The 25,943-nt window shown below is 67.6% G+C and carries 24 protein-coding genes; 11 read left to right on the top strand and 13 right to left on the bottom strand.

Annotation, left to right across the window (positions count from 1 at the left end):
* The first annotated feature begins 8 nt into the window (after nucleotides 1–8).
* The 4 genes from ACFPO9_RS09875 to ACFPO9_RS09860 all read left to right on the top strand — a co-directional run bounded on the left by ACFPO9_RS09875 (nucleotide 9) and on the right by ACFPO9_RS09860 (nucleotide 6,712).
* On the top strand, nucleotides 9–1,439 hold the full coding sequence (locus ACFPO9_RS09875; RefSeq protein WP_379770047.1) for an efflux transporter outer membrane subunit: 1,431 nt from the start codon (nucleotides 9–11) through the stop codon (nucleotides 1,437–1,439).
* Nucleotides 1,440–1,453: 14 nt separating this feature from the next.
* Nucleotides 1,454–3,001 carry an FHA domain-containing protein gene (locus ACFPO9_RS09870; protein ID WP_379770045.1) on the top strand — a complete coding sequence of 516 codons (1,548 nt, stop codon included), beginning with the start codon at nucleotides 1,454–1,456 and terminating at the stop codon, nucleotides 2,999–3,001.
* The gene (locus ACFPO9_RS09865; protein ID WP_379770043.1) at nucleotides 2,985–4,340 is read left to right on the top strand and encodes an HlyD family efflux transporter periplasmic adaptor subunit; all 1,356 of its coding nucleotides are present in this window, start codon (nucleotides 2,985–2,987) and stop codon (nucleotides 4,338–4,340) included. The genes ACFPO9_RS09870 and ACFPO9_RS09865 overlap by 17 nt, the downstream gene beginning before the upstream one ends.
* Nucleotides 4,341–4,651: 311 nt before the next feature.
* Nucleotides 4,652–6,712 carry an alkaline phosphatase D family protein gene (locus ACFPO9_RS09860; RefSeq protein WP_379770041.1) on the top strand — a complete coding sequence of 687 codons (2,061 nt, stop codon included), beginning with the start codon at nucleotides 4,652–4,654 and terminating at the stop codon, nucleotides 6,710–6,712.
* Between the two features lie 4 nt (nucleotides 6,713–6,716).
* Here ACFPO9_RS09860 and ftsZ read toward each other — a convergent pair whose 3' ends face one another.
* From ftsZ to ACFPO9_RS09810, 10 genes are all read right to left on the bottom strand, one after another.
* On the bottom strand, nucleotides 6,717–7,859 hold the full coding sequence (gene ftsZ, locus ACFPO9_RS09855; protein ID WP_379770039.1) for a cell division protein FtsZ: 1,143 nt from the start codon (nucleotides 7,857–7,859) through the stop codon (nucleotides 6,717–6,719).
* 187 nt (nucleotides 7,860–8,046) lie between these two features.
* The gene (locus ACFPO9_RS09850; RefSeq protein ID WP_379770037.1) at nucleotides 8,047–9,462 is read right to left on the bottom strand and encodes a sodium:solute symporter family protein; all 1,416 of its coding nucleotides are present in this window, start codon (nucleotides 9,460–9,462) and stop codon (nucleotides 8,047–8,049) included.
* Between the two features lie 28 nt (nucleotides 9,463–9,490).
* On the bottom strand, nucleotides 9,491–10,267 hold the full coding sequence (gene pcaD, locus ACFPO9_RS09845; RefSeq protein WP_379770035.1) for a 3-oxoadipate enol-lactonase: 777 nt from the start codon (nucleotides 10,265–10,267) through the stop codon (nucleotides 9,491–9,493).
* Nucleotides 10,268–10,277: 10 nt separating this feature from the next.
* Nucleotides 10,278–11,060, bottom strand: a complete 783-nt coding sequence (locus ACFPO9_RS09840) for a 1,6-dihydroxycyclohexa-2,4-diene-1-carboxylate dehydrogenase (protein WP_379771001.1) — start codon at nucleotides 11,058–11,060, stop codon at nucleotides 10,278–10,280.
* Entirely contained in the window at nucleotides 11,060–12,103 is a 1,044-nt protein-coding gene (gene benC, locus ACFPO9_RS09835; protein ID WP_379770032.1) for a benzoate 1,2-dioxygenase electron transfer component BenC, read from the bottom strand. Before benC ends, ACFPO9_RS09840 begins: the two co-directional genes overlap by 1 nt.
* 18 nt (nucleotides 12,104–12,121) lie before the next feature.
* Nucleotides 12,122–12,625, bottom strand: a complete 504-nt coding sequence (gene benB / locus ACFPO9_RS09830; RefSeq protein WP_379770030.1) for a benzoate 1,2-dioxygenase small subunit — start codon at nucleotides 12,623–12,625, stop codon at nucleotides 12,122–12,124.
* Nucleotides 12,622–14,019: a benzoate 1,2-dioxygenase large subunit gene (benA, locus tag ACFPO9_RS09825; RefSeq protein WP_379770028.1), complete on the bottom strand. Its 1,398-nt coding sequence runs from the start codon at nucleotides 14,017–14,019 to the stop codon at nucleotides 12,622–12,624. The genes benB and benA overlap by 4 nt, the downstream gene beginning before the upstream one ends.
* A 9-nt stretch (nucleotides 14,020–14,028) precedes the next feature.
* Nucleotides 14,029–14,949: a catechol 1,2-dioxygenase gene (gene catA / locus ACFPO9_RS09820; RefSeq protein WP_379770026.1), complete on the bottom strand. Its 921-nt coding sequence runs from the start codon at nucleotides 14,947–14,949 to the stop codon at nucleotides 14,029–14,031.
* Between the two features lie 43 nt (nucleotides 14,950–14,992).
* Complete coding sequence (gene catC, locus ACFPO9_RS09815) at nucleotides 14,993–15,283, bottom strand: muconolactone Delta-isomerase (protein ID WP_379770023.1); 291 nt, start codon at nucleotides 15,281–15,283, stop codon at nucleotides 14,993–14,995.
* 9 nt (nucleotides 15,284–15,292) lie between these two features.
* On the bottom strand, nucleotides 15,293–16,402 hold the full coding sequence (locus ACFPO9_RS09810) for a muconate/chloromuconate family cycloisomerase (RefSeq protein WP_379770020.1): 1,110 nt from the start codon (nucleotides 16,400–16,402) through the stop codon (nucleotides 15,293–15,295).
* 103 nt (nucleotides 16,403–16,505) lie between these two features.
* On the opposite strand from ACFPO9_RS09810, the gene ACFPO9_RS09805 reads away from it, so the two are divergent.
* Complete coding sequence (locus tag ACFPO9_RS09805; protein ID WP_379770017.1) at nucleotides 16,506–17,414, top strand: LysR family transcriptional regulator; 909 nt, start codon at nucleotides 16,506–16,508, stop codon at nucleotides 17,412–17,414.
* A 12-nt stretch (nucleotides 17,415–17,426) separates the two neighbouring features.
* Here ACFPO9_RS09805 and ACFPO9_RS09800 read toward each other — a convergent pair whose 3' ends face one another.
* Complete coding sequence (locus tag ACFPO9_RS09800) at nucleotides 17,427–18,251, bottom strand: IclR family transcriptional regulator domain-containing protein (protein ID WP_379770014.1); 825 nt, start codon at nucleotides 18,249–18,251, stop codon at nucleotides 17,427–17,429.
* Nucleotides 18,252–18,379: 128 nt separating this feature from the next.
* Between ACFPO9_RS09800 and ACFPO9_RS09795 the strand changes: the two genes are divergently transcribed.
* From ACFPO9_RS09795 to ACFPO9_RS09775, 5 genes are all read left to right on the top strand, one after another.
* Nucleotides 18,380–19,045: a 3-oxoacid CoA-transferase subunit A gene (locus ACFPO9_RS09795; RefSeq protein WP_379770012.1), complete on the top strand. Its 666-nt coding sequence runs from the start codon at nucleotides 18,380–18,382 to the stop codon at nucleotides 19,043–19,045.
* Entirely contained in the window at nucleotides 19,042–19,713 is a 672-nt protein-coding gene (locus tag ACFPO9_RS09790) for a CoA transferase subunit B (protein WP_379770010.1), read from the top strand. The genes ACFPO9_RS09795 and ACFPO9_RS09790 overlap by 4 nt, the downstream gene beginning before the upstream one ends.
* On the top strand, nucleotides 19,706–20,908 hold the full coding sequence (gene pcaF, locus ACFPO9_RS09785; RefSeq protein ID WP_379770008.1) for a 3-oxoadipyl-CoA thiolase: 1,203 nt from the start codon (nucleotides 19,706–19,708) through the stop codon (nucleotides 20,906–20,908). The genes ACFPO9_RS09790 and pcaF overlap by 8 nt, the downstream gene beginning before the upstream one ends.
* Before the next feature lie 381 nt (nucleotides 20,909–21,289).
* On the top strand, nucleotides 21,290–21,517 hold the full coding sequence (locus ACFPO9_RS09780; RefSeq protein WP_379770005.1) for a hypothetical protein: 228 nt from the start codon (nucleotides 21,290–21,292) through the stop codon (nucleotides 21,515–21,517).
* Between the two features lie 16 nt (nucleotides 21,518–21,533).
* Entirely contained in the window at nucleotides 21,534–22,892 is a 1,359-nt protein-coding gene (locus ACFPO9_RS09775; protein WP_379770003.1) for an MBL fold metallo-hydrolase, read from the top strand.
* On the opposite strand, the gene ACFPO9_RS09770 is transcribed toward ACFPO9_RS09775, so the two are convergent.
* Complete coding sequence (locus ACFPO9_RS09770; protein ID WP_379770000.1) at nucleotides 22,893–23,807, bottom strand: LysR family transcriptional regulator; 915 nt, start codon at nucleotides 23,805–23,807, stop codon at nucleotides 22,893–22,895. It abuts the gene before it with no gap.
* Nucleotides 23,808–23,910: 103 nt separating this feature from the next.
* Between ACFPO9_RS09770 and tcuC the strand changes: the two genes are divergently transcribed.
* Nucleotides 23,911–25,203: an MFS transporter gene (tcuC, locus tag ACFPO9_RS09765; RefSeq protein ID WP_379769997.1), complete on the top strand. Its 1,293-nt coding sequence runs from the start codon at nucleotides 23,911–23,913 to the stop codon at nucleotides 25,201–25,203.
* On the opposite strand, the gene eutC is transcribed toward tcuC, so the two are convergent.
* Nucleotides 25,158–25,943 (bottom strand): ethanolamine ammonia-lyase subunit EutC, encoded by a 786-nt coding sequence (gene eutC / locus ACFPO9_RS09760; RefSeq protein WP_379769995.1) that lies wholly within the window; start codon nucleotides 25,941–25,943, stop codon nucleotides 25,158–25,160. The genes tcuC and eutC overlap by 46 nt on opposite strands.

The raw sequence follows: 25,943 nt of genomic DNA, 5'->3' as shown, positions 1-25,943 counted from the left end.
GGTGACCCATGAAACTTCGAAGCGCATGCAATAGCCGACGTTCCCTTCATGCCGCGGCGGCCGCCGGCGCCGCCGTGCTGCTGTGCGCATGCGCCGACGTCAGCATGAAACCATACCAGCGCCCGGACACCCCGGCCAAGACCGGCTGGGCGGCAACGCGCTCGCCGCCGGTCGCGCCGGCAAAGCTGATCGAGCAGGACTGGTGGAAAGGATTCGGCGACCCCGACCTCGATGGGCTGGTGGCGCGCGCGGTGCACGACAACGTCGACCTCAAGATCCTGGCCGCGCGCACGAAGGTGGCCGGCGCCCAGATCGACGAGGCGCGCGCCGGCGCCTTGCCCACGCTGGACGCCGGGGCCGGTGTTTCCCTCGAAAAAAGCTCAGGGCAGCGCTTCACCAAGCAGTACAGCCTCGGCACCCAGGTCAACTGGGACATCGACATCTGGGGCGGCGTGGCCAAAGGCGCCGAGGCCCAGACCGCGGAATTCCACGCCAGCGAGGCCGATTGGCGGGCCGGTTACCTGACCCTGGCCGCACAAGTCGCCACGACCTATTTCCAGATCCTCCAGTTCGACGAGCAAATCGACCAGCAAGGCAAAACGCTGGAGAAGAACCGCCAGATCCTGGCCAATTACGAGGCGATGCAGCAGCAGGGCCTGCTGCCGCAGACGCGGGTGCTCCAGCAGCGCGCCGAAATCAACCGGCTCAGCAATGATTTGATCGAGCTCAACCGGTTGCGCGCGATCTCCGGGAACGCGCTGGCGACCCTGCTCGGGGTGCCGGCCGGGAATTTTCAACTGCCCACGGGCGCCTTGCAGGCGCGCGTGCAATTGCCAGCCGTGCCAGAAGGCCTCCCGTCCGAACTGCTCAAGCGCCGTCCCGATGTCGTGGCGGCGGAGTACCGCGTGCTCGCGTCGTACGACATGGTGGGCCAGGCCAAGCTTGCCCAGCTGCCGTCGATCAGCCTGACCGGACGCGGCGGCACTTCCAGCTTCGCACTCGGCTCGCTTCTCAAGTCTTTCAGCTTCGGATTGCTGCCGAGCATCAACTTCCCCATTTTCGACCCTGCCGTCAAGGCCCGCCTGAAGACCACCCAGGCCGGCAGCGAGGTGTCCGAACAGCAGTACCGGAAAGTGGTGATGGATGCCTTCGAGGAAGTCGAGAACGCGCTCGTCAACCTGGACGCGCACCGTCGCCAGCGCATCGAGCTGCAGCAGCAGTCGGAGCGCCTGGGCATCGTCGCCGCCCAGGTGGAAGCCCAGCTGAAGGAGGGCATGGTGTCGCAGCTGGACGTGTTCGAAGCCGAGCGTTCGCTGCTGGCGGCGCAACTGGCGCTGCTGGCGAATCACCAGCAGGTGCTGGCCGACACCGTGACCCTGTACAAGGCGCTCGGCGGCGGCTGGCCGGTGGTCGACGTGCGCAATGCGGCGCGCGATTGAACGGGGCGGCAGCCATGGCAGCCGAGATGAGCATCGTCACGCCGCCGCCCCTGGCGGGCGGCGCAGTCGGGATCGTGCTCGAGCCGCTGTCCCATCCTGAACTGGCGCCGATCCGCATCCACGACAGCTTGTTTGCGATCGGCCGCGCCGAGCCGCCCTTCGATGCCTATCCGCAGGAACTCGCCGGCGAGCTGTCGCGCCGCCACGCGCGCCTGTTCTGCGAGCACGACGCGGTCTATCTCGCTGATCTCGGCAGCACCAACGGCACCAGCGTCAACGGGGTAGCGGTCAAAACCGCGATCGCCAGGCTGCGCGACGGCGACGTGCTCGGCCTGGGCAAGGTGCTGCGCTACGGCGTGCGCCTGGAGCACGGGCCGGCGCCGGCGCCGCGCGCGCGCCTGCGCAGCCTGGCGCTCGCACCGGTGCAGGAGGGTTCGGGGCTGCAGGCCATCGTTGTCAATGAATTTCCTTTCCTGGTCAGCAAGTCCGACGACAGCTTCGCGCGCTACCGCGATACCGAGCCCGCCGAACTCAACTACCTGTCGCGGCGCCACGCGCATGTATTCCTGAAAGGCGGCGAGCCCTGGATCGAAGACCTGGGCAGCACCAACGGCAGCTTCGTCAACGGCGTCCGCGTCGCGGAGCAGGCCGTGCCGCTGCACGAGGGCGACACGCTGGCCTTCGGCGGCCGCCATTTCGTGTACCGCGCCAGCATGCAATGGGATGAGCCGGCAACGGACACGCCGACCCGGATCGGCATGACCCAGGCAGCGCCCGCCCTGGACGCCGAGCGCACCACCTTCGTCGCGGCTGCCGATTCTTTCCTGGACATCTTTTGCGTCGACCCCGCCTCGGACCAGGATGCCGGCTTGCCGGGCGCGGCGGCGCCGGAAAGCACGGCCGCGCCCGCCGGTGGCCGGCTGGCGAAACTGCGGCGACTTCGGTGGTGGGGCGCGGCCGCGCTGGTGCTGGCCGCCGTGCTCGGCTGGACCCTGCTGGGCGGTGGCGGGAGCGCGGATCGGGCCGAGGACCTGCTCGCCCGGGGCGACTACGGCCGGGCGGCGGCGGTGGCCCTGGCGGGCCTCGAGCGCGACCCGGACAATGCCCATCTGCGCGCGCTCGACACCGAAGCTCAGTTGAAGGCCGCGGTGCCGGCCTGGATCGCGGCCATCGAGCGCGGCCAGTACCAGCGCGCGGCTGCCCTGGTGGCCGCCATCCGGCGCCGGGACGGGCGCAATCCCGAGCTGGCGCCGCTGCTGGCCGAGCTGGAATGGATCGGTGAGCTGCGTGCCTATGCGGCCGCGCGCGGGGGCGCGCAGGCGCCGGTGCGCGGTGGCGCCGATGCGGCACGTATCCGCCAGTTCCTCAGACAGTGGGAAGAGCAGGGCGACGCTCATCAGCGCGCCTTCGTGCTCATCGCCGCCCAGGTGCCGGCGTATCGCGATGCCTACGCCGCGGCGCTGAGCGATATCCGCAGGCTCGCATTGCAAGAGGCCAACCATGAAACTCCCGACCCTGAACTTCGGAAGCCCCAAACCCCGGCCCATGACGCCTCTGAGTGAAGCGCTCGAGGATCACAGCGCCGAGGGCATCGGCATCCTTACCGCCGTGCCGTGGCGCTTTACCCAGGGCCTGGTGTATGCAATGGTGGCGCTGGTGTGCACGGCGCTGGTATGGTCCTTCTTCGGCCATGCCGACGTCCTGGTGACGGCCGGCGGGGCCATGGTGCCGGCCTCCGATGTGCGGCGCCTGTATGCGCCCATCGACGGTGAGCTGAGCAATATCTACATCGCCGAGGGCCAGCCCGTGAACAAGGGCGACGTGGTGGCGCGGCTGTACGCGCGCGGCGCCATCGAGGCGGCCAAGAACGCGCTGGAGGCGCGCCTGAAGCTCGACGATGCGGAACGCGATTGGAAGGAATTCCCGGAAAAGAAAGCGCTGATGGAGCACCGCGTCGCGGTGCTGAAGGAGGCGGTCCAGGTCGAGGAGCGGCAGCACCAGCAACGCCAGGCCCAGGGCACCAGCCGGCTGGCGCAGGGCCAGGCAGCCCAGCAGCAGGAGGCGCGCGCCAACCTGGACGAAGCCATTCGCGCGCGCAATGCGGCAAAGGACGAGGCCGAAAAGTACGCGCGTCTGTTCGCGTTGCCCGGCGGCGGCGGCGTATCGCAACTGCAGGTGGAGGGCAAAAAGAATGCGCTGCAGGCGGCCGACAACGCCGTGCGCGTGGCGCAGTCGCGCACCGCCGAACTGGGTGCGCGGCAGAGCCTCGAAACGACCCAGGCCCGCTCCGAACTGGAAACCAGTGGCCAGGACCTGTCCAAGCTGCGCCTGCAGCTGGAAGCCGCGGAGCGCGAAATGGACAATGCCGAGGACAAGATGCGCCTGCAGGTACAGACCGCGCGCCTGGTGGCGGACGCGGCGGCGCGCATCAAGTTCGAGAACATCGACAAGGAAAACTTCCTGCTGATCGTCGCACCGGTCGACGGCGTGGTCACGGACGTGACATCGACCCAGCCCGGCGACAAAATCCAGGCCAACACGCCGCTGGGCGGCATCGCGCCGAAGAATGCGAAGCCGATCATGAAGATTGAAATTGCCGAACACGACCGTGGCTTCCTGCGCGAAGGCCTGGCGGTACAGTTGAAATTCAACGCTTTTCCCTACCAGCGCTACGGCTTGATACGCGGCACGCTGCAATTCATCTCGCCCGCCACGAAACCATCCGCCCAAAACAAGCAACCGGTGTACGAGGGCCGCGTATCCCTGGACCAGGACCGCTACACGGTCGGCGATACCGTCTACCCGCTTCGTTACGGCATGACGGCCGTGGCCGAGATCGTCGTGCGCGAGCGCCGCCTGATCGACCTGGCGCTGGATCCATTCCGCAACATCGGCGGATAATCTTTTCGAAAGAAGGCATGCGGTGCGAAAGCGTGGTTCTCGGCTGACTCGCATATTCGAAACGCGCAACGGCCGGCCAAGCTGTCCTGGCGCGTCCGACCCCGGTTATCGCCGCCGTCTCGGCCCAAGGTATTCCTGGTGGTATGGATCGGGCCGCGCCGGCGCACATGCTGATGGACTCAGCGATACGCCAAGCATGAAAGCCCCTGCTGCCCAGGGGCTTTTTTCACGCCTGGACATATGCATCAAAAAAATGCCAACGCCAAGCCTGAATCGATCATCATTGGCGCTTTCATCCGGAGCGAAAACCAATGACCACCAGCCGCCGATCCTTCCTCCAAGCCACCGCCATCGGCGCTTCCCTGGCATGGGTCGGCCCGGCCCGGGCCTCGCGGGTCCGCTGGCAGGAGCGGCGCGACCTGTATCCGCAAGGCGTCGCCTCGGGCGATCCCGATCCGCACAGCGTCATTCTCTGGACCCGCCGTCCGTTTGACGGCGATACGCGCCAGGTCCTGACCGTCGAGGTCGCGGAGGACGAGGCCTTCCAGCGCGTCATCGCGCACGCCAAGGTGCCGGTTTCCAGCGCCGAGGACTGGACCGCGCGCGTCCTGCTCGGCGGCCTCAAGCCGGCGCGCATCTACTGGTACCGGTTTGCCGACGCCGAGGGCAAGGGCAGCCGGGTCGGCCGCACGATCACCGCGCCCTTGCCGGACGATCCGCGCACCGTGAACTTCGCGTTCGTGAGCTGCCAGGACATCAACGAGGGGAAGCTCAACGCCTATCGCCGGATGATCTACGAAGACGAACGCGCGCCTGCCGCCGAACAGCTCGGTTTTGTCCTGCACCTGGGCGACTTCATCTACGAGATGGTCGAGTACCCGGACGAAGTGCAGACCCGCTACGACCGCACGATCTACGAGGTCGCGCGCATCCCGGACGGCCACAAGATCGGCAACTTCCATATTCCGCTGACCGTGGACGGCTACCGGGCCATCTACAAGGGCTATCTGCTCGATCCCGACCTGCAGGACGCGCGTGCGCGCTGGCCGTTTGTCGCCATGTGGGATAACCACGAATTCTCGTTCCAGGGGTGGCAAAGCGTGGTCAAGGCGGGCGCGTTCGAGCAGCCCGGCCAGAGCGTCAAGGTGGCGGCGAACCAGGCCTGGTTCGAATATATCCCCGCACGGGTCAGGCGCGGGAAGCGCTTGCTCGAACGCTTCGACCCGCCCACCGTCAAGAACGTCCCGGTCAAAGAGTTCGATGCGCATGGACTGGGGACGGAGCCGAACAACCTGGCGGCGATCAACAGCCTCCAGGGCTATCGGGCGCTGCGCTATGGCCGGCACCTGGACCTGATCATTACCGACCAGCACAGCTACCGGAGCGCGGATTCTTTCGGCGACAAGTCGCTGGATAAGCTGGTCGGCAAGGAATACATGGACATGTTCCCCGAATCGGTGATGCAGATCCTGGACGGCGGACGGGACTTCAACGGCGGCAATCCGCCTGCGGTCCTCAGTCACAACGATACCCAGGTGCCCAACCCGCAACGGAACGCGCCGCCGCAAACGATCCTCGGGATGGAACAGAAGGCCTGGTTCAAGGACAAGCTGCGGACCTCCACGGCGACCTGGAAAATCTGGGGCAATTCGCAGGGTGCGCTCGATACGCGCGCCGATCCGCAGAACCTGCCCGCCGGATTGACGAAGGAAGCCTGGCCGCCGCACACCTACGCCGCCCTGAGCGGCTACGATTACGGCACGGCCTGGGCCGAGCGCGCCGACATCTACAATCTCGTGCGCGACGCGAAGATCACGGGCTTTGCGATCGTCTCCGGCGACCGCCACAGCTTCTGGGCCGGCTACGCGGCGGCGGCGCTCCCGCCCGCGAAGTTCGAGCCGGTCGGGCTGAGCTTCGTCGGCGGCTCGCTCACCAGCCCCGGCGCCATGGAGGCCCAGGAACACAAGCTGCCGAAGGACGCGCCCTTGCGCCCGCTGTTCCTGGCGGACAGGGGGGCGGGCGCCAAGCCGGAATGGACCTACAACATGCTGCTGAAGCACGGCGTCCGTTCATGCCTGGAATATGCAAAAAGCTTCGACCTCGAACGCGCGCGGGCGCTGTCCAACCCGGACCTGGCGCCGCACCTCGCCTTCGTCGATCTTGGAGGACACGGCTATTCGAAGGTGCGCTTGTCGGCCGACGAGATGCGCACCGAGTTCGTCTGCATCCCGCGGCCGATCGCGCGCAGCGAACGGCCGGACGGCGGCGACATTCGCTATCGGGTCGTGCACACCGCTGCACTGTGGAAGAGCGGCGCCCGGCCGCGCCTGAAGACAGCGGTGCTCGAGGGCGACATCGGACTGGCGATGTGAGGGGCTAGTCCTGCCGCGGCGCCGGCTCCGCACGCTGCTCCTGCTGCGCCGACCCCGGCTGCGCACCCATCCGCGAGCCGGGCTGGCGCAGTGCCGATTGACCCTGGCTCTCCCTCGGCGCGCCGCCGCGCACCTGGTTCACCGGCGATCCCGGCACCAGGCGCGAGATCAGGGAGCGCTTCGCGCCGGCAAAGTCGCTCGGCCGGTTCAAGCCCGTCGCCACCACCGTCACGCGCATCGCGTCGCCGAGCGACTCGTCGTACACCGCACCGAACTTGATGATGGCGTCATCGCTGGTCTGGGTGCAGATCGTGTTCATCACCTGCTTGGTCTCACGCAGCTTCAGCGTCTCTTCGGACGCGGCGATATTCACCAGCACCCCGCGCGCGGCGCGCAGGTTCGAGCCGTCCAGCAGCGGGCAGGCGATGGCCTCTTCGGCCGCCTTGACGGCGCGCTCGTCGCCGCTGTGCTGGGCCGAGCCCATCATCGCCATGCCGGTCTGGCGCATCACGGTGCGGACGTCCTCGAAGTCGACGTTGATCATGCCGGGCACGGTGATGATCTCCGCGATGCCGGTCACCGCCTTGCTCAGGACTTCGTCGGCGGCGGCGAAGGCCTGCTTTTGCGTGACGTCGCCGCCCAGGACTTCCTCGAGGCGGCTGTTGAGGACGATGACCAGCGAGTCGACGCAGCGCGCCAGCGTCGCGATGCCTTCCTCGGCCACGCGCATGCGGCGCGGGCCTTCGAAGTCGAAGGGCTTCGAGACCACGCCGACGGTCAGGATGCCCAGCTCGCGCGCCACTTCGGCGACCACGGGCGCGGCGCCGGTGCCGGTGCCGCCGCCCATGCCGGCGGTGAGGAAGACCATGTCGGCGCCCTTGAGCGCGTCGGCGATGACGCTGCGTTCGCGGATCGCGCTTTCACGGCCGACCATCGGGTCGCTGCCGGCGCCCAGGCCGCTCTCGCCGAGCTGGATGCGCTTTTCGGCGTGGGTGTTGGACAGCGCCTGCGCGTCGGTATTCGCGCAGATGAATTCGAAGGCGGACGGTCCGGTGGACGCCATGTGGCTGACGGCGTTGCCGCCGGCGCCGCCGACGCCGACGATCTTGATGACCGTTTCCGGTTGGGGGACTTGTAGTTCGGACAAGGAAGACTCCGTTTTGAAGAAATGGCGACCGGCCGGCCATGCATGCCGCGCCGGGCGCTGGCGAGTGCCTAGCCCATTAGACTACTTGCTGAGCCGCGCACGCGAAAGATTGAAATCGTTTCAATCGAAAGAAATTGTAAGATCGCGTGCAAAGGCTATGAAACAATGTTTGCCGTGTCCGCGGCAATCAGAATGAAGCCGTCGACCGCGCAGCCGGCACTTTCGGCGCCTCGGCCGGCGGCTGCTTGAACACCTGGCTGATCCCCATCGTCAGCAGCGGCACGGCCAGCGCCAGGTAGGAGCTGTCGACGCCATACGGGTTCCCGGCCAGGAACCAGCCGATGGTCGCGATCACCGACAGGATCACGCCGACGAAGGCGCCGCGCGGCGTGCCGAAGCGCGGCGCGTAGAAGGCCATCAGGACCAGCACCGCCAGCGTGGCGCGCAGGGCCTTGCCGAGGAAGGCGATCAGCAGCAGCTTTTCGGCGGACAGGGCCAGCACCAGCGGCAGCAGGCCTGCCACCAGGATGGCGATGCGGATGAAACGCACCGACTTGCGGTCGTTCTTCTCCTTGTTGAACATCGGGTCGTAGAAGTCCTTCATGGCCAGGGTGGCCGAGGCGAGGGTGGTCGCGGCGATGCCGCCGAACAGCGCGCCGGCCAGGCCCACCACCATCACGCTGGCCGAAAACGCCGGCATGTGCGCGATCAGGGTCGGGAAGGCGTCGATCGATTTCACGCCCGGATACAGCACCGCGCCGCACATGCCGACCAGGGCCGCCATCAGGCCGAACGGGATCATCAGCGAGGACACGTAGAAGCAGGCGCGCCTGGCGACCGCCGGGTTGTCGGTGCTGACCAGCGCCTGGATCACGTACTGGGTCGCGAAGATCGAGCCGATCCCGCCGATCATCCAGGCGCAGATCTGGCCCCAGCCGATGGCGGTCCAGTCGAACATCGCCGCCGGCAGCCTGGCCTGCAGGGTGTGGATGCCGCCGGTTGCTTCCAGCGCATAGGCGAGCGCCAGGATCATGCCGACGTATTTCATGATCGAGTGGGCGAAGTTGGTGTACACGACCGAGCGCATGCCGCCCAGGCTGACGTAGGCGACGGTGATGGCGCCCACCAGCAGGATGGCGACGGTCTTGTCGATGTGCAGGACCGCCGCCAGCACGGCGCCGCCGCCGGCGTACAGGGCCACCGCGACGATCGACAGCGCGACGATGGTCAGCACCGATGCGGCGTAGCGGATCGGTTCACCGTAGGCGCTCGCCAGGATGCCGGAGATGGTCGACTGTCCGCTCTCCTTGTATTTGCGGACCAGGACCAGCGCCAGCAGCAGGAAGCCGAGCGACAGCGCCACCAGGTTCCAGGCGGCGGAGATGCCCAGCTCGAAGCCTTTCTGGGCGGTGCCGATGCTGACCGAGCTGCCGATGAATTCGGACAGCAGCAGCGCGCCGATCAGGTAGGCGGGATAGTTGCGGCCTCCGGCGGTCATGCCGTCGCTGCTGTTGGCGTGCCTGCGCACGCTGAAGGTGATCCAGGACATGAGGGCGAAGTAGCCCACCGTGATCGCTGCGATGATGACCAGTCTCGTTTCCATTGTCTGCTCCAGTACTGCTTCTCTATTTTTATGAAAGAAATTCGCGCAGGGCGCGCGTGAACGCCGGCGCCGCCTCGACGTTCGAGATGTGCGATGCCGGCACGGTGGCAAGGCGGGCGCCGGCGATGCGTGCGCGCAGCCAGTCGCCATCGGCCACGGTGGTCACCGGGTCGTGCTCGCCCGCGATGACAAGCGTCGGCGCGGCGATGTGGCCGACCGCGCCGCGCAGGTCGGCGGCGGAAAGGGCGTCGCAGCAGGCGGCGTAGCCCTGCGCCGGCTGGGCCCGCAGCGTGGCGACCATGGCGGCCACCGTCGCGGGCGCGTCGGCGATGAAGGGCGGCGTGAACCAGCGCGCCGCGGCGCCGTCGGCCACCGCGTCCATGCCGGCGGCCCGGACCAGGTCCGCACGCGCGGTCCAGGCATCGGCGCTGCCGATCTTCGCCGCGGTGTTGGCCAGCACGAGCTTGACGATGCGCTGCGGCGCGTGACTGCCGAGCCACTGCCCGGTCAGGCCGCCCATCGAGATGCCGCAGAACGCGGCCCGTTCGATGTCGAGGTGGTCGAGCAGGGCCAGCACGTCGCGGCCCAGCCGCTCGATGCCGAATGCGCGCGCGCCGGTGGACGACGCGCCGTGGCCGCGGGTGTCGTAGCGCAGGACGAAGAAATCGGCGGCGAGGGCATCGGCCTGGACGTCCCACATGGACAGGTCGGTGCCGAGGGAATTCGACAGCACCAGGCAGGGGCGTCCGCGCTCGCCGTCGGTGCGGTAGTGCAGGCGGACCTCATCCGTTTGTATGATTGGCATGTCGGGTTCCTTATCCCTGGTCGCCGCCGCCGACGGGCAGCACGGTTGCGGTAATGTAGGATGCTTCGCGCGAGGCCAGGAACAGGATCGCCGCAACCTGCTCGGCGATGGTGCCGTAGCGGTGCATCGGGCTGGTGGCCCTGGTCTGGTCGACGATGTCCTGGTACCAGGCCTGCTCCTGCGCGCTCAGGGGATTGGGGTTGCGCGGCACCTTGCGCGGCGGCGCCTCGGTACCGCCGGTGGCGACCGCGTTGACGCGGATGCCGTCCTGGGCATGTTCGAACGCGAGGCTGGCGGTGAGGGCATTCACGCCGCCCTTCGCCGCCGAGTACGGGATGCGGTGGATCCCGCGCGTCGCCACCGAGGACACGTTGACGATCGCGCCGGCGCCGGCCTCGATCATGGCCGGCAGCACGGCGCGGCAGCACCACAGGGTCGGGAACAGGGAGCGGCGGATCTCGGCCTCGATCTCGGCTTCGGCATATTCCTGGTAGGGCTTGGCCCAGATGGTGCCGCCGACGTTATTCACCAGGATGTCGATGCGGCCGTAGTCGGCCAGGGTACGCAAGGCCAGGCTTGAAGCGCCGGCCCAGGTTTCGAGGTCGGCTTCCAGCACCACGACCTGGGCGCCCAGCGCCGCCGCCTCCTGGGCGACTTCGTGCACCAGCGGCGAACGGTCGGCCAGGACGAGCTGCGCGCCTTCGGCTGCCGCGGCCAGCGCCACGCCACGGCCGATGCCCTGCGCCGCGCCGGTCACGATCATGACCTGGTCCTTGAAACGGTCCGGGTGCATCATGCCGGGCCTCCGGTTTTCGCGTCTGCCGTGCTGGTGGCGGAGAATTTCTCGAAATGGAAGCTGGCAGGCTTGACCCCGGTTTCGGCCAGCCAGCCGCGCACCGCTTCCACCATCGGCACCGGCCCGCAAAGGTAGACGTCGACGTCGCCCTTGTGCATCCAGCCCGGCTCGACGTGGGCAGTGGCATAGCCCTTGCGCGGATGGCTGCTCGCCTCCGAAGCCACGCAGGTCACGTAGGTGAACCGCGGGTGGGCCGCGGCGATGCGCTCCAGCTGCTCCAGTGCCACCAGGTCGTGGTCCTTGGTGACCGCGTAGACCAGGCGCACCGGATGGGTAAAGCCTTGCCTGGCCAATACGTCCAGCATAGCCAGGAAGGGCGCGATGCCGGTGCCGCCGGCCAGCATCAGCACCGGACGCTGGAGCGGGCGCAGGTAGAAGCTGCCATACGGTCCGGTGAACGAAACGGCGTCGCCGGCCCTGGCCTGGCCGGTCAGCCAGCTGCTCATCAGGCCATTGGGCACGTTGCGCACCACAAAGCTGGCCTGGTCGGCGCCGGGCGCCGAGCTGAATGAATACGAGCGGGTCTGGCCGGTGCCCGGCACGCTCACGTTGACGTACTGGCCGGGCAGGAAGTCCAGCTGGTCCGGGTCGTCGAGGGCCACCGCAAAGCGGATGGTCGACGCCGACAGCTGCTCTACCGCGGCGATCTTCCCGGGGAAGGCTTTGTTGCCGGTCTTGCAGCTGGCCGCGGTGGCGGGAATGCGCACCACGCAGTCCGAGGTCGGGCGCATCTGGCAGGCCAGAACGTGGCCCGCCCGGGCGTCCTGCTCGTCGAGCGCGTCCTCGATGTAGCTGTCGGGCGGCATGTCGTAGCTGCCCGATTCGCACAGGGCGCGGCAGGTGCCGCAGGCGCCGTCGCGGCAGTCGAGCGGAATATTGACCTTCTGGCGATAGGCCGCGTCGGCCAGTTTCTCATTGGGATGGCAGCTGATGAAGCGGGTGACGCCGTCTTCGAACTGCAGCGCGATCGTATGGCTCATGACCGGCTCCTCCATTTCCTAGATGTGATAGATGTCGATGAGCTGGCTGACGTAGTCGTTCTTCAGGACCACGTACTTGTCCAGGATTTGCGGCTGCGGACCGGAGAAATCGATCAAGTAGCGCGACATGCCGAAATGGCTGTAATTGGTCTTGTAGCGGTGGCTCAGGGTGTGCCAGTTGAAGCGCACCGTGAGCAGCGCGCCGTCGGCCTTTTCCAGTTCCACGTTGGCGATGTTGTGGCTGGTGCGGGTGTCCGGGATGGTTGCGCTCGAGCGCTCGGTCCGGATGCGGAAGACGCGGTCTTCCAGGCCCTGGCGGCTCGGGTAGTAGATCAGCGAAATCTCGCGCTCCGGGTCCTCGACCAGCGTGCCGTCGTCGTCCCAGGACGGCATCCAGAAGCGGGCGTCCGGGTGGTAGCAGGCGAGCCAGGCGTCCCACTCGCCGTCGTCGAGGAGGCGCGCTTCGCGGTAGAGGAAGGCGAGGACGTCCTGGGTCGCGATCATGGGCACGGCGGCGTTCATGCCGGTTCTCCCGGGGCGGGCTGCTGCGGCAGCGCCTTTTTCATCACGTCGAGCCAGTAGCGGTGCTGCACGGTGTACAGGCCTTCGTCCTCGGTGCGCACGCCGCTCATGACAGGCGCCAGGCCGATGTCCCTGGCGGCTTGGTCGGCGCCGTGGATCCAGTGCGTGGCGCCGCGGCACATGTCGTTCCACTGCATGGCGCCGCCCTGATAGCCCTGCTGGCAGGCGCGGAACTCTTCCAGGTCGTCCGGCGTCGCCATGCCGCTGACGTTGAAGAAGTCCTCGTACTGGCGGATCCGGCGCGCCCTGGCGTCAAGCGGTTCGCCCTTGGGCGCGATGCAGTAGATCGTGACCTCGGTGCGGTCGACCGCGAGCGGGCGCAGCACGCGGATCTGGGAACTGAACTGGTCCATCAGGTAGAGGTTCGGATACAGGCACAGGTTGCGCGAGCGCTCGACCATCCAGTCGGCCATGGCCTTGCCATGCTTCGCCGTGTATTCCGCATGGCGCGCATGGTTCGGGCGGTCTTCCGGATTCGCCCATTGCGACCACAGCAGCATATGGCCGTTCTCGAAGGCGTAGAAGCCGCCGCCCTGGCGTCCCCAGTTGCCGGCATCCATGGCGCGGATCTTGTCTTCGCGCGCCGCCTGCTCTTCCTGCTTGCGCCGGCTGGTGGTGGCCGCATAGTTCCAGTGCACCGCGGTCACGTGGTAGCCGTCGGCGCCGTTCTCGGCCTGCAGCTTCCAGTTGCCCTCGAAGGTATAGGTCGAGGAGCCGCGCAGCACTTCCAGGCCCTCGGGCGACTGGTCGACGATCATGTCGATGACCTTGCCGGCTTCACCGAGGAACTCGTCGAGCGGCGCCACGTCCGGATTCAGGCTGCCGAACAGGAAGCCCTTGTAGCTGCCGAAGCGGGCCAGCTTCTTCAGGTCGTGCGAGCCCTCCTTGTTGAAGCACTCGGGGTAGCCCGCGTCCGCCGGGTCCTTCACCTTCAGCAGCTTGCCGCTGTTGTTGAAGGTCCAGCCGTGGAACGGGCAGGTATAAGTCGCCTTGTTGCCGCGCTTGTGGCGGCACAGCTGGGCGCCGCGGTGGCTGCAGGCATTGATGAAGGCGTTCAGTTCGCCCTGGCGGTTGCGGGCGATGAACACCGGCTGGCGGCCGATATGGATCGTGTAGTAGTCGTTGACGTTCGCGACCTGGCTCTCGTGCGCCAGGTAGATCCAGTTGCCCTCGAAGATGTGCTTCATCTCCAGCTCGAACAAGGCCTCGTCGGTGAAGGCGCTGCGGTGCAGGCGGTGGTCGCCCGTGGCCGCATCCTCGACCAGGTAGTCGTCGAGGTTCCGCGGCTTCTGATGCGTCGGCTGGAACGCGTTGACGGGAAGGATGGGGATCATGGCGGCTCCTCAGGCGGCGGCGCGCGGACGGTCGACCAGGGTGCTCGGCGCGGCTTCGGTCTCGCGGTAGAGGCGGAAATCGAAGTCGATCGAGGCGAAGGGCTGGTCCAGCTGCTTCTGGTCGAGTTGCCCGGGGTCGTCAATCCGCACGACCGCCGGCACCAGGCCTTCGCGGCTGGCGAAGGCGAAGTCGTCCCAGAGGTATTCGTCGCCGTCGATGTTGATCTGGGTGGTCAGCTTGCGGTGGCCGGGCGCGGTCACGAAAAAGTGGATGTGCGCGGGGCGCTGGCCGTGGCGGCCCAGCAGGTCGAGCAGCTGCTGGGTGCTGCCGTCCGGCGGGCAACCGTAGCCGGACGGGAGGATGCTGCGGAACTGGTAGCGGCCGTTTTCATCGGTGACGATGGTGCGGCGCAGGTTGAAGTCGGACTGGGTGCGGTCGAAGAACGAATAGTTGCCCAGCAAATTGGCATGCCAGACCTCGACCTTCGCGCCCGGCACCGGGCGGCCGGCCTGGTCGAACACGGCGCCCTGCATGAACAGGGTTTCTCCCTTGCCGTTCTCGCTGCCGTCGTCCAGGCGGGCGAAGCCCACGCTTTCCGGCGCCCCGGCCACATACAGGGGGCCTTCGATGGTGCGCGGGGTGCCGCCTTCGAGGCCGGCTTTCTGCTCGGCTTCGTCGGCGCGGATGTCGAGGAAGCGCTCCAGGCCCAGGCCGGCGGCCAGCAGGCCCAGTTCGTTGGCGGCGCCGGCGGCGGCCATGTAGGCGACGCCGCTCCAGAATTCGCTCGGGCTGATGTCCAGGTCCTCGATGGCCTTGCACAGGTCGCCCAGCAGGCGCAGCACCACCTGCTGCACGCGCGGGTCGGCCGGACGGTCGGCGGCCTCCACCACCCATTGCCTGGCCAGGGTTTCGATCTGTTCGTGATTCATTGCATGTCTCCTCGTGGATTTCAAAGGCTTGGTTGAAAGGCGATCAGCGATCGTCCTCGCGGACCGAGGACGGATGGCGGCACAGCGGCATCGTTTCGATCTGCATGTAGGGGAACAGAGGCAGGGAGGTCAGCAGCGTGTGCAGCTCCTCGACGCTGTCGACATCGAAGATGCTGACGTTGGCGTACTGGCCGGCGATGCGCCAGATGTGGCGCCACTTGCCCTCGCGCTGCAGGCGCTGCGAGTATTCCTTCTCGACCTGCTTGAGCCGGGCGGCTTCTTCAGCCGGCATCGATGCCGGCAGCTTGACGTTCATTCGTACATGGAACAGCATGGTGGCTCCTTATTTGCGCTGCATCCGGCGCAGTTTCTCGGTATCGATGTCGACGCCCAGGCCCGGGCCGCTCGGCACCTGCAGCATGAAGTCGCGGTAGACCAGCGGCTCGCGCAGCACTTCCTCGGTCAGCAGCAAGGGGCCGAACAGCTCGGTGTCCCAGGCCAGTTCGGGGAAGGTCGCGCAGACGTGGGCGGTGGCCGCGGTGCCGATGCCGCCTTCCAGCATGGTGCCGCCGTACAGGCCGATGCCGGCCAGGCGCGCCACGGTCGCCACCTCCAGCGCCGGCGTCAGGCCGCCGGACTGGGTGATCTTGACCGCGTAGACGTCGGCGGCGTCCATGCGCGCCAGCGCCATCGCATCCTCCGGGCCGTGCAGCGCTTCGTCGGCCATGATGGCGACGTCAAAGCGTTCCTTCAGGCGGGCCAGCGCGGCGCGGTTGCCGGCCTTGACCGGTTGTTCGACCAGGTCGATGCCGCCCGCTTCCAGCATGGCGATGCCGCGCACCGCCTCCAGCTCGCTCCAGGCCTGGTTGACGTCGACCCGCACACTGGCGCGTTCGCCGAGGGCGCGCTTGATCGCCAGCACGTGGGCCACGTCATCGGCCACGCTGCGCAGGCCGATCTTCAGCTTGAAGATGCGGTGGCGCCGGATGTCCAGCATGTGTTCCGCTTCCGCGATGTCCCTGGCGGTGTCGCCGCTGGCGAGGGTCCAGGCCACCGGCAGGGCGTCGCGCACCCGCCCGCCCAGCAGTTCGGACAGCGGCAGCGCCAGGCGGCGCGCCTGGGCGTCGAGCAGGGCGGTTTCGAGTGCGCATTTGGCGAAGCGGTTGCCCTGGATGGTCTTGCGCACCCTGGCCATGGCCCTGGCCGGCTGGGTGGCGTCCATGCCGGCCAGGAGCGGTGCGATATGGGCGTCGATATTCGTCTTGATGCTTTCCGGGCTTTCTTCGCCGTAGGCCAGGCCGCCGATGGTGGTGGCTTCGCCCCAGCCTTCGATGCCGTCGGCGCAGGTGACGCGAACCAGCACCAGCGTCTGGGTGTGCATGGTTGCGACGGAGAGCTTGTGCGGCCGGATCGTGGGCACGTCCACGAGGAAGGTTTCAATTTTCTGTATCATATTCGTTGCGTATAATGCGCTGAGGTGATGACACGATATTCCCGTGCATGATGGGCGTCCAACACCGTTTTGGTATCAGCTCAATACCTGAAAGGTATGGAAAATGGAATTGCGGCATCTGCGTTATTTCGTCGCCGTCGCGGAGGAGAGGAACTTCACGCGGGCCGCCGAACGTCTGCATATCGCCCAGCCGCCGCTGAGCCGGCAGATCCAGCAGCTGGAAGAGGACCTGGGCGTGGCGCTGATCGAAAAGGGCTCGCGGCCGCTGCGCCTGACCGAAGCCGGGCAGTTTTTCCTGGCCCACGCCAAGCCCCTGCTCGACCAGGTGCGCGACCTGAAGGCCATGACCCAGCGGGTGGGCCAGCTGGAGCGCACGCTGTCGATCGGCTTCGTGGCCTCGACCCTGTACGGGCAGCTGCCCGAGATCGTGCGCCGCTACCGCGAGCGCCATCCCGAGGTGGAGGTGACGCTGCACGAGATGACGACGGTGGAACAGCTCAAGGCCCTGAAGGAAGGGGCGATCGACGTCGGCTTCGGGCGCCTGAAGAGCGAAGACCCGAGCATCCGCCGGATCCTGCTGCGCGACGAAAGGATGGTGGTGGCGCTGTCGCGCGGGCACCGGCTGGCGGGGAAAGGCGCGCTACGCCTGACCGAACTGGTGCGCGAAAACCTGCTGTTGTACCCGAAGGCGCCGCGGCCCAGCTTTGCCGACCAGGTGTTGCGCGTGTTCAGTGAAGCGAACCTGGTGCCGGACCACGTGACCGAGGTCCGCGAACTGCAGATCGCGATCGGACTGGTGGCGGCCGGGCAGGGCGTCTCGGTCGTCCCCGAGAGCGTGCAGGGCATGCACCGGAACGTGGTCTATAGCGCGATCGAGGACAAGCACGCGTTCTCCCCGGTCCTGTTCAGCGTGCGCCACATGGACCGTTCGCCGGAACTCGAGAACATGCTGGCGACGGTCTACTCGGTCTACGACGACCTGGGCATCGCCTACACCAGGGAATCCCTCTGATCGCGACGGCTGTCAGCGCAGCAGCACCGACAGTTCCTGCGCGCCCTGGCGCAACACCGGCAGGAATTCGCGTTCCATCCGCTCGGCCGGTACCCGCAGCGCCTGGGCGCCCACGTTCAGGGCGGCCAGCACCCGGCCCGAGGCGCCGCGCACCGGCACTGCGATCGAGCGCAGGCCCAGTTCCAGCTCTTCGTCGTTGAGCGCATAGCCGTCGCGCCTCACCTGCGCCAGCACCTCGCGCAGCCTGGCCTTGTCCGTGATCGTGCGCTCGGTTTTCGGCAACAGTTCGGTACGCCCGAGGTAGGTCTCCAGTTCCTGCTCCGGGAGGTGCGCCAGCAGCACGCGTCCCAGCGAGGTGCAGTAGGCCGGCAGGCGGCTGCCCGCGCTGAGCGACACCGACATCACGCGCGCGGTCGCGGCCCGCGCCACATACAGCACATCGCCTTCCTCCAGCACCGCCAGCGAGCTCGATTCGCCCAGCGCCTTGCTGATCCCGTCCAGGCAGGGCTGGGCGGCGAGCGTCAAGGGGGTCGACGACAGCCAGGCGTAGCCCAGCGTCAGGATCTTCGGCCGCAGGCTGAAATTATTGCCTTCCGCGTCGGCGTAACCGAGCTGCCTGAGCGTGTGAAGGCAGCGCCGCACCGCGGCGCGCGGAATCCCGGTCTGCTGGCTGAGCTGGGCGATGGTCTGCGGCTTGCGCGTGTCGGCAAAGGCCCGGATCACGGCCAGACCGCGCGCGAACGAGGTCATGAAATCGGGGGCGGTCAGGGCGTCGATTTCTTCGGCGGCGCTGGGCCGGACCTGGCGGCCGGCGACGGGATCGGTAGTGGATGACATGGTGAAATTGTAATCGATGGGCGCGGGCCCCGGTTTTTTCGCTTGACCGGCAGCGCGGCGCAGGCGTAGACTTTTTGTGCGGTAAGCGAATATGTGTTCGTTTATCGCACAAACTCGAAAGGTCCACCATGATCGATAAAACATGCGAATCGCTGGCGCAGGCGGTAGCCGGCATCCCCGACGGCGCCACCGTCATGATCGGCGGCTTCGGCAATGCCGGCATGCCGTCCGCGCTGATCGACGCCCTGCTAGAACAGGGCGCCCGCGAACTCACCATCGTCAACAACAATGCCGGCAACGGCGAAACCGGGCTGGCCGCGCTGATCCGCGCGCGGCGGGTACGCAAGATCGTCTGTTCGTTTCCGCGCCAGGCCGATTCGCACCACTTCGACGCCCTGTACCGGGCCGGCGAGATCGAACTCGAACTGACCCCGCAGGGCAACCTGGCCGAGCGCATCCGCGCCGCCGGCGCCGGCATCGGCGGCTTCTTCACGCCGACCGGCTACGGCACCCTGCTGGCCGAGGGAAAGGAAACCCGCGTCATCGACGGCCGCAACCATGTGTTCGAGACCCCGATCCACGCCGACTTCGCGCTGATCAAGGCCCTGCGCGGCGACCGCTGGGGCAACCTCGTCTACCGCAAGACCGCGCGCAACTTCGGCCCGATCATGGCCAGCGCCGCGAAGACCACCATCGCCCAGGTGGCGGAGATCGTGCCGCTCGGCGAGCTCGATCCGGAAGCCATCGTCACCCCCGGCATCTTCGTCCAACGCGTCGTCAAGGAGGCCGCATGAGCACCGCCAGCCGCTATACCCGCGAACAGATGGCCGAGCGGGTCGCCCGCGACATTCCCGAAGGCGCCTACGTGAACCTCGGCATCGGCCTGCCGACCAGGGTGGCCAACTTCCTGCCGCCCGAGCGCGAGGTCTTCCTGCACAGCGAGAACGGCCTGCTCGGCATGGGCCCGGCGCCGGCGCCCGGCGAGGAAGACGAAGACCTGATCAACGCCGGCAAGCAGCCGGTGACCCTGCTGACCGGCGGCGCCTACTTCCATCACGCGGACTCGTTCGCGATGATGCGCGGCGGCCACCTCGACATCTGCGTGCTGGGCGCCTTCCAGGTCTCGGCCGGCGGCGACCTCGCCAACTGGCACACCGGCGCGCCGGACGCGATTCCCGCCGTCGGCGGCGCGATGGATCTCGCGATCGGCGCCAAGCAGGTGTTCGTGATGATGGAGCACCAGACCAGGAGCGGCGAGTCGAAGATCGTCGAGCGCTGCAGCTATCCGCTGACCGGCATCGGCTGCGTCAGCCGCATCTATACCGACCTGGCCGTGCTCGACGTGACCACGGACGGCCTGCGGGTGCGCGAGATGGCGCCCGGCCTGCGCTTCCAGGACCTGCAGGCCATGACCGCGGCGCCGCTGCTGCCGCTCACCGACAAGGAGAATTCCCATGACTGAGGCTTTCATCTGCGATGCGATCCGCACGCCCATCGGCCGCTACGGCGGCGCCCTGAAGGACCTGCGCGCGGACGATCTTGGCGCGGTGCCGATCCGCGAACTGATGCGCCGTAACCCGGACGTCGACTGGCGCGCCGTCGACGAAGTGGTCTACGGCTGCGCCAACCAGGCCGGCGAGGACAACCGCAACGTGGCGCGCATGTCCGCGCTGCTGGCCGGGCTGCCGCAGGAAGTGCCAGGCACCACCGTCAACCGCCTGTGCGGCTCGGGCATGGACGCCGTCGGCGTGGCGGCGCGCGCGATCCGCAGCGGCGAGGCGCGGCTGGTGATTGCCGGCGGCGTGGAGTCGATGACGCGCGCGCCTTTCGTGATGGGCAAGGCCGAGTCGGCGTTTTCGCGCAGCGCCAACATCTACGACAGCACCATCGGCTGGCGCTTTCCGAATCCGCTGATGAAAACGCTGTACGGCACCGACGCCATGCCGGAGACGGCCGAGAACGTGGCCGACGACTACGGCATCAGCCGCGCCGACCAGGACGCCTTCGCGCTGGCCAGCCAGGCCAGGGCCGCGCGCGCCCAGCAGGCCGGCATCTTCGAGCAGGAGATCGTGCAGGTGCTGGTGCCGCAGAAAAAAGGGGAGCCGCTGCGCGTGGCCCGCGACGAGCATCCGCGCGAAACCAGCCTGGAAGCGCTGGCGAAACTGAAGCCGGTGGTGCGCCCCGGCGGCACGGTCACGGCCGGCAATGCCTCCGGCGTCAACGACGGCGCCTGCGCGCTGCTGCTGGCGAATGCCGAAGCGGCGCAGCAGTACGGCCTGGCGCCGCGCGCCCGCGTACTGGGCATGGCCACGGCCGGCGTGGCGCCGCGCGTGATGGGCATCGGCCCGGCGCCGGCGGTGCAGAAGCTGCTGCGCCAGCTGGACATGCGGCTCGACCAGTTCGACCTGATCGAGCTGAACGAAGCCTTCGCCTCGCAGGGCCTGGCGGTGCTGCGCATGCTCGGCCTGCCGGACGACGACCCGCGCGTGAATCCGCACGGCGGCGCGATCGCCCTCGGGCACCCGCTCGGCATGAGCGGCGCGCGCCTGGTGACCACCGCGACCTGGCAGCTGCAGCGCGGCGGCGGACGCTATGCGCTGTGCACCATGTGCATCGGCGTGGGGCAGGGGATTGCGATCGCGATCGAGCGCGTCTGAGCGCCGCGCCGGGGCCGCGGCGCTTTGACACGCCGGTGGCGCGTCCCTCGGTCGGATAACAGGACGCCGCCATGGGGTGGTGTGATACCGGCCGCACATGGCGTCGTCTTTGCGGACGGCTATCTCGGCATGCCGCTGTTCCACGACCGCCTCTACCCGGTGTGCACAGCGGCTTATCGGGACGAGCGTCTCGAGGTCCGCCGTCTCGAGGGATTGTGGAATGGCGTGCTGCTCAAGCTCAGCCCCTACGGATGCCGAGCAGGAGCTGGTGCTGGAAGAGACGTGGCACTACCCGCGATGGATCTTTTTACAGTCCAATCTTCAGGAGGCGCGGCGGCAAATGTTAGGATACCGCCCTCAACCGACCTACCCGAGGAAGTCATGACCATATTTGCAGCCCCTGTTTTCGACGCCACCGTCATCTACGAAGGAAAAGAACTCTTCAAGGGCCGCGGCGCCGCCAGCATGTGGGCCGAAAAGCTGGCCAGGGAGATCGAAAGCCCGGTCACGGTCGAAAAGATCGGCACCGGCTGGGCGCTGTGCGGCAGCGTCGACGGCGCCGAGTGCAAGTGGGGCATCCACGGCCAGCGCCTGATGCGCCTGGGCTGAGACGCGCAGAACAAGCATGCCGACTTCGACTCCGTCGCTGACCATCTCGCGCATCCTGCACGCCGGTTACCTGTTCGAATGCGCGGGCACGCGCATCGCCTTCGATACGATCTTCGAAAACCCGTTCAGCCGCAATTGCCACGCCTTTCCAGCCGTGCGCTTCGACCACGAGCAGATCCGGCGCCAGCGTTTCGATGCCGTCTTCATCTCGCATTTCCATGACGATCACTGCTCGCTGGAGAGCCTGGATCTGCTGGACCGCGCCACGCCGCTCTACATCTACTGCCTGTTCGACGAGCTGTTCGACATGGTGCGCCAGCTGGGCTTCAGCCAGGTGCAGGCACTGCGCCTGAACGAGCCGGTGGACGTGGGCGCCTTCCAGGTGATACCGCGCGAAGCGATGGATGCCGATGTCGATTCGATGTTCCAGGTGAAGGCGGCGGGGATGAATGTCCTGAACGTGGTCGACTCCTGGATCGACGAGGGCACGCTGGCCAAACTGGTGGAGGAGGGACCATGGGACATGGTGCTGTGGCCCTTCCAGACCATGCGCGAACTCGAAGTGCTGGCGCCCTCGCGGGCCAGCGCGGCGCCGCCGGAACTGCCCGAGGAATGGCTGCCGCAGCTGCAGGCGCTGGCGCCGCGCTACGTCGTGCCCAGCTCCTGCCAGTTCCTGCAGGAGCCGTGGTCCTGGTATAACCGCGCCTTCTTCCCGATCACGTATGCGCAGTTCGCGAAGGAGGTGGGCGCCGCGCTGCCGGACGCGCAGGTGGTGCGGCTCGACCCATCGGTCTCGGTGCGGCTGGATGCCGCCTCGCTGCGGCCGGCGCTGCCGCTGGACTGGGTGATCCCGGTCGGCGCGCAGGATGTCGACTATGTCTACGAGGGCAACGCCGCGCCGCCGTCCACGGCCGACATCGCGCGCCATTTCGCGCCGCTGACGGCGGCCCAGCATGCGCGCGTGCTGGAATACTGCCGCGCAGGCCTGCTCGAAAAATACGGCGAGGTCGAGGCGGCCTCGGAATACTTCGACAGGCCGCGCATCTGGCAGCTGTCGCTTGTCGATCACGAAGGACAGGTCACGCGCTTCCTTTATCGACTCGATCCCGCGGAGGGCGCAGCCGTCGACGATAGCGATGCGCCGCCGGGCTGGACCACCGAAATCCCGATGGCGAAACTGTACGCCGCGCTCGAACTGGGCGAGTCCCTGACCTCGATGTACATGCGCATCAACGACACCGTGTTCGATGCCGACACCGAGCGCGCGCTGCTGGACGCCGACGTGGTCGACGATCCACTGATCCGCTGCCTGTTCAGCGATACCTTCGGCGCCTACCAGGCGGCCCAGCTGCGCCGGCTACTGGCGCGCGCCTGATCAGGGAAAGTCGAAGCCGCTCCGCGCCGCGCTTTCCAGCAAGTCGTACATGGCCTGGGCCGGCGCCGACAGGGCCGCGCCCTTGCGCGTGATGAGCCCAAGCGTGCGCCGTACCTCCGGTTCGACCAGGGGCACCGTCACCAGCGAGGGATAGCGCACTTTTGAATAGGCCAGCGCCGGCACCGCCGTCACGCCGACGCCGGCGTCCGCCAGCGCCAGCGCGGCCGTCACGTGATTCACTTCGCAAAACACGGCGGGCCGCTGCTCCAGCCGCGCCAGCGCGTTGTCGAGCAGGACGCGGTTGCTGCTGCGCGCCGACACCGAGATCAGCCGGCTTCCGCACAAGTCCTTCCACTTCACCGTCTTCCCGCGCGCCAGCGGATGGCTGCGCTGCAGCGCGAGCACATAGCCCTCGGTATAAATCGCCTTGAAGTCCAGCTCCGCTTCCTGGACGCCGATGAAGTTGACGCCGAAGTCCGCTTCCGCGCGCACCACCGACTGCACCACCTGGGCGCCGCTTTCGTCGAGGACGCGCAGGCGCACCTCGGGGAACCGCGCGGAAAAGGCCTCCAGCGCGACCGGCAGCACATAGTTGGCCACCGAGGGCACGCAAGCCACGGTCACCACCGTGCTGCGCTTGGCCGCCGCCGCGGAGAGGGCGCCGAGCGCCACCTGCATCTCGGCGATCGCCGCGCGCGCATGCTCGAGGAACTGCCTGCCCGCCTCGGTAAGGGACACGCGCCGGCTGGTGCGTTCCAGCAGGCGCACCTTCAGCACGCCTTCGAGCTTGTCGATACGCCGGCTCAGCGCCGGCTGGGAGATGAACAGCTGCGCGGCGGCCGCACGGAAGCTGAGGCCCTCGGCGACGGCGACGAAGGCCTGCAGGTCGCCAAATTCGAGATCAATCCGGTTCATGCATCGATCAATCACTATTATGCAATTTACTTATTATCCCACACGCAGGATCATTGGCCGACAACAGCAATACCAATAAACCAATGCAGTAGAGGAGCACATCATGCACCAGGTCGCCCCGGTCCCCTCGCAGTTCTCGACCATCTTGCGCGTCATCAGCGGCAATTTCCTCGAGATGTTCGACTTTTTCCTGTACGGTTTTTACGCGAGCTATATCGCGAAGACCTTTTTCCCGTCGGGGAACGAGTACGTCTCCCTGATGATGACTTTCGTGACCTTCGGCGCAGGCTTCCTGATGCGGCCCCTCGGCGCGGTCATCCTCGGCAGCTACATCGACCGCATCGGCCGCCGCAAGGGCCTGATCCTGACCCTGGCCATCATGGCCTTCGGCACCGTGCTGATCGCCTTCGTGCCGGGTTACGACACGATCGGCATGCTGGCGCCGCTGCTGGTCCTGAGCGGCCGCCTGCTGCAGGGCTTTTCGGCCGGCGTGGAACTCGGCGGCGTCTCGGTCTACCTGGCCGAGATGGCGCCGCCGGGCCGCAAGGGCTTTTACGTGAGCTGGCAGTCCGCCAGCCAGCAGGCGGCGATCATGGCCGCGGCGCTGATCGGCTTCCTGCTGAACCAGTGGCTGGCGCCGGCCGTCATCGGCGCCTGGGGCTGGCGCATTCCCTTCTTCATCGGCTGCAGCATCATCCCGGTGGTCTTCATCATCCGCAGCTCGCTGCAGGAAACCGCGGCGTTCAAGGCGCGCAGGCACCATCCGTCCTTCCGCGAAGTCCTGCGCTCGATCGCCGGCAACTGGCGCCTGGTCCTGCTGGGCATGATGCTGGTGGTGATGACCACCGTGTCCTTCTACCTGATCACCGTGTATGCGCCGACCTTCGGCAAGAGCGTGCTGCACCTGGGCGCCGCGGAGAGCCTGCTGGTGACCTTCTGCGTCGGTCTGTCGAACTTCATCTGGCTGCCGGTGATGGGCGCGCTGTCGGACCGCATCGGACGCTGGCCGCTGCTGGTCACGTTCACCGTGCTGCCCATCCTGACCGCGCATCCGGTGCTGTCCTGGCTGGTGCACGACCCGAGCTTCGCCCACATGCTGGTGGCCGAGCTGTGGCTGTCCTTCATGTACGCCAGCTACAACGGCGCCACCGTGGTCGCCCTCACCGAAATCATGCCGCCGGAAGTGCGCACGGTCGGCTTTTCGCTGGCCTACAGCCTGGCGACGGCCATCTTCGGCGGCTTCACGCCGGTGGTTTCGACCTGGCTGATCGAAACTACCGGCGACAAGGCGGCGCCTGGCTACTGGATGGCGGCGGCAGCGGCCTGTGGCCTGGTGGCGGCGCTCACGCTCTATCGTCCCTGGGCCAGCGCGCGCGTGGTCTCGTCCTTGAGCTGAACGCCGCTCAGCTGGCGGCTGCGCGCCTCGCCGAGCAGCCAGTGCAGCTTGTCCGCGGCTTCCTCGACGCCCAGTCCCGCTGGCCGTACGTTCGAGATGCAGTTGCGGCGCTCGTCGGTCAGGCCGGCCGACGGCGCCCAGGTGATGTAGATGCTTATGCTGTCCGGTGAGCTGAGGCCGGGCCGCTCGCCGATCAGGACCACGACGATCTTCGCGCCCAGCAGTTCGCCGATTTCGTCGCCGATTGCCACGCGGCCCTGCTGGACGATCGTCAGCGGCGCCAGTAGCCAGGCGGCACCGTCCAGCCGGGCGGCCAGGGCCTGCAGGAAGGGCGCGGCGTTCTGCGCAACGGCGCGGGCGGACAAGCCGTCCGCAACAACGACGGACAGGTCAACAGGCTGTTCGTGCGCATCGTCGCCGCCACGCAGGGCGCGCAGGCGTTCGCGCGACGGCGTATCCAGCCGCCGCCCAAGGTCCGGCCGCTGCAGGTAGACCTTGCGGTCCGCCGCCGCGCTATGCAGCACCAGCGGGGAGGGGGCACCGGGCCAGGCCTGCCGCAGCGCTGCGCCGAGCGCCGCGCTGTCCAGCGCATCGTGCACCGCGTCACGCGCACGCGCATGCGCCAGCTGGAAGTCCAGTTGGGCGCGGGTGGGTTGGCTGATGCCGCTGTGGCCTAGCCCGATACGCGCGGCGGTGAACCGGCGCAGGCCCTGCCACGGATCGGGAACCGGATCGTCCAT

This window comes from Massilia aerilata (genome assembly GCF_042656905.1).
Taxonomy (GTDB): Bacteria; Pseudomonadota; Gammaproteobacteria; order Burkholderiales; family Burkholderiaceae_D; genus Telluria; species Telluria aerilata.
The sequence above is the reverse complement of the archived record's forward strand: the minus strand, read 5'-3'. Positions and strand labels throughout refer to the sequence as shown.

Coding starts and splice junctions, on each gene's coding strand:
- ACFPO9_RS09875 (WP_379770047.1), top strand. CDS start 9: ATGAAACTTCGAAGCGCATGCAATAGCCGACGTTCCCTTCATGCCGCG.
- ACFPO9_RS09870 (WP_379770045.1), top strand. CDS start 1,454: ATGGCAGCCGAGATGAGCATCGTCACGCCGCCGCCCCTGGCGGGCGGC.
- ACFPO9_RS09865 (WP_379770043.1), top strand. CDS start 2,985: ATGACGCCTCTGAGTGAAGCGCTCGAGGATCACAGCGCCGAGGGCATC.
- ACFPO9_RS09860 (WP_379770041.1), top strand. CDS start 4,652: ATGACCACCAGCCGCCGATCCTTCCTCCAAGCCACCGCCATCGGCGCT.
- ACFPO9_RS09850 (WP_379770037.1), bottom strand. CDS start 9,462: ATGGAAACGAGACTGGTCATCATCGCAGCGATCACGGTGGGCTACTTC.
- pcaD (WP_379770035.1), bottom strand. CDS start 10,267: ATGCCAATCATACAAACGGATGAGGTCCGCCTGCACTACCGCACCGAC.
- ACFPO9_RS09840 (WP_379771001.1), bottom strand. CDS start 11,060: ATGCACCCGGACCGTTTCAAGGACCAGGTCATGATCGTGACCGGCGCG.
- benC (WP_379770032.1), bottom strand. CDS start 12,103: ATGAGCCATACGATCGCGCTGCAGTTCGAAGACGGCGTCACCCGCTTC.
- benB (WP_379770030.1), bottom strand. CDS start 12,625: ATGAACGCCGCCGTGCCCATGATCGCGACCCAGGACGTCCTCGCCTTC.
- benA (WP_379770028.1), bottom strand. CDS start 14,019: ATGATCCCCATCCTTCCCGTCAACGCGTTCCAGCCGACGCATCAGAAG.
- catA (WP_379770026.1), bottom strand. CDS start 14,949: ATGAATCACGAACAGATCGAAACCCTGGCCAGGCAATGGGTGGTGGAG.
- catC (WP_379770023.1), bottom strand. CDS start 15,283: ATGCTGTTCCATGTACGAATGAACGTCAAGCTGCCGGCATCGATGCCG.
- ACFPO9_RS09810 (WP_379770020.1), bottom strand. CDS start 16,402: ATGATACAGAAAATTGAAACCTTCCTCGTGGACGTGCCCACGATCCGG.
- ACFPO9_RS09805 (WP_379770017.1), top strand. CDS start 16,506: ATGGAATTGCGGCATCTGCGTTATTTCGTCGCCGTCGCGGAGGAGAGG.
- ACFPO9_RS09800 (WP_379770014.1), bottom strand. CDS start 18,251: ATGTCATCCACTACCGATCCCGTCGCCGGCCGCCAGGTCCGGCCCAGC.
- ACFPO9_RS09795 (WP_379770012.1), top strand. CDS start 18,380: ATGATCGATAAAACATGCGAATCGCTGGCGCAGGCGGTAGCCGGCATC.
- ACFPO9_RS09790 (WP_379770010.1), top strand. CDS start 19,042: ATGAGCACCGCCAGCCGCTATACCCGCGAACAGATGGCCGAGCGGGTC.
- pcaF (WP_379770008.1), top strand. CDS start 19,706: ATGACTGAGGCTTTCATCTGCGATGCGATCCGCACGCCCATCGGCCGC.
- ACFPO9_RS09780 (WP_379770005.1), top strand. CDS start 21,290: ATGACCATATTTGCAGCCCCTGTTTTCGACGCCACCGTCATCTACGAA.
- ACFPO9_RS09775 (WP_379770003.1), top strand. CDS start 21,534: ATGCCGACTTCGACTCCGTCGCTGACCATCTCGCGCATCCTGCACGCC.
- ACFPO9_RS09770 (WP_379770000.1), bottom strand. CDS start 23,807: ATGAACCGGATTGATCTCGAATTTGGCGACCTGCAGGCCTTCGTCGCC.
- tcuC (WP_379769997.1), top strand. CDS start 23,911: ATGCACCAGGTCGCCCCGGTCCCCTCGCAGTTCTCGACCATCTTGCGC.
- eutC (WP_379769995.1), bottom strand. CDS start 25,943: ATGGACGATCCGGTTCCCGATCCGTGGCAGGGCCTGCGCCGGTTCACC.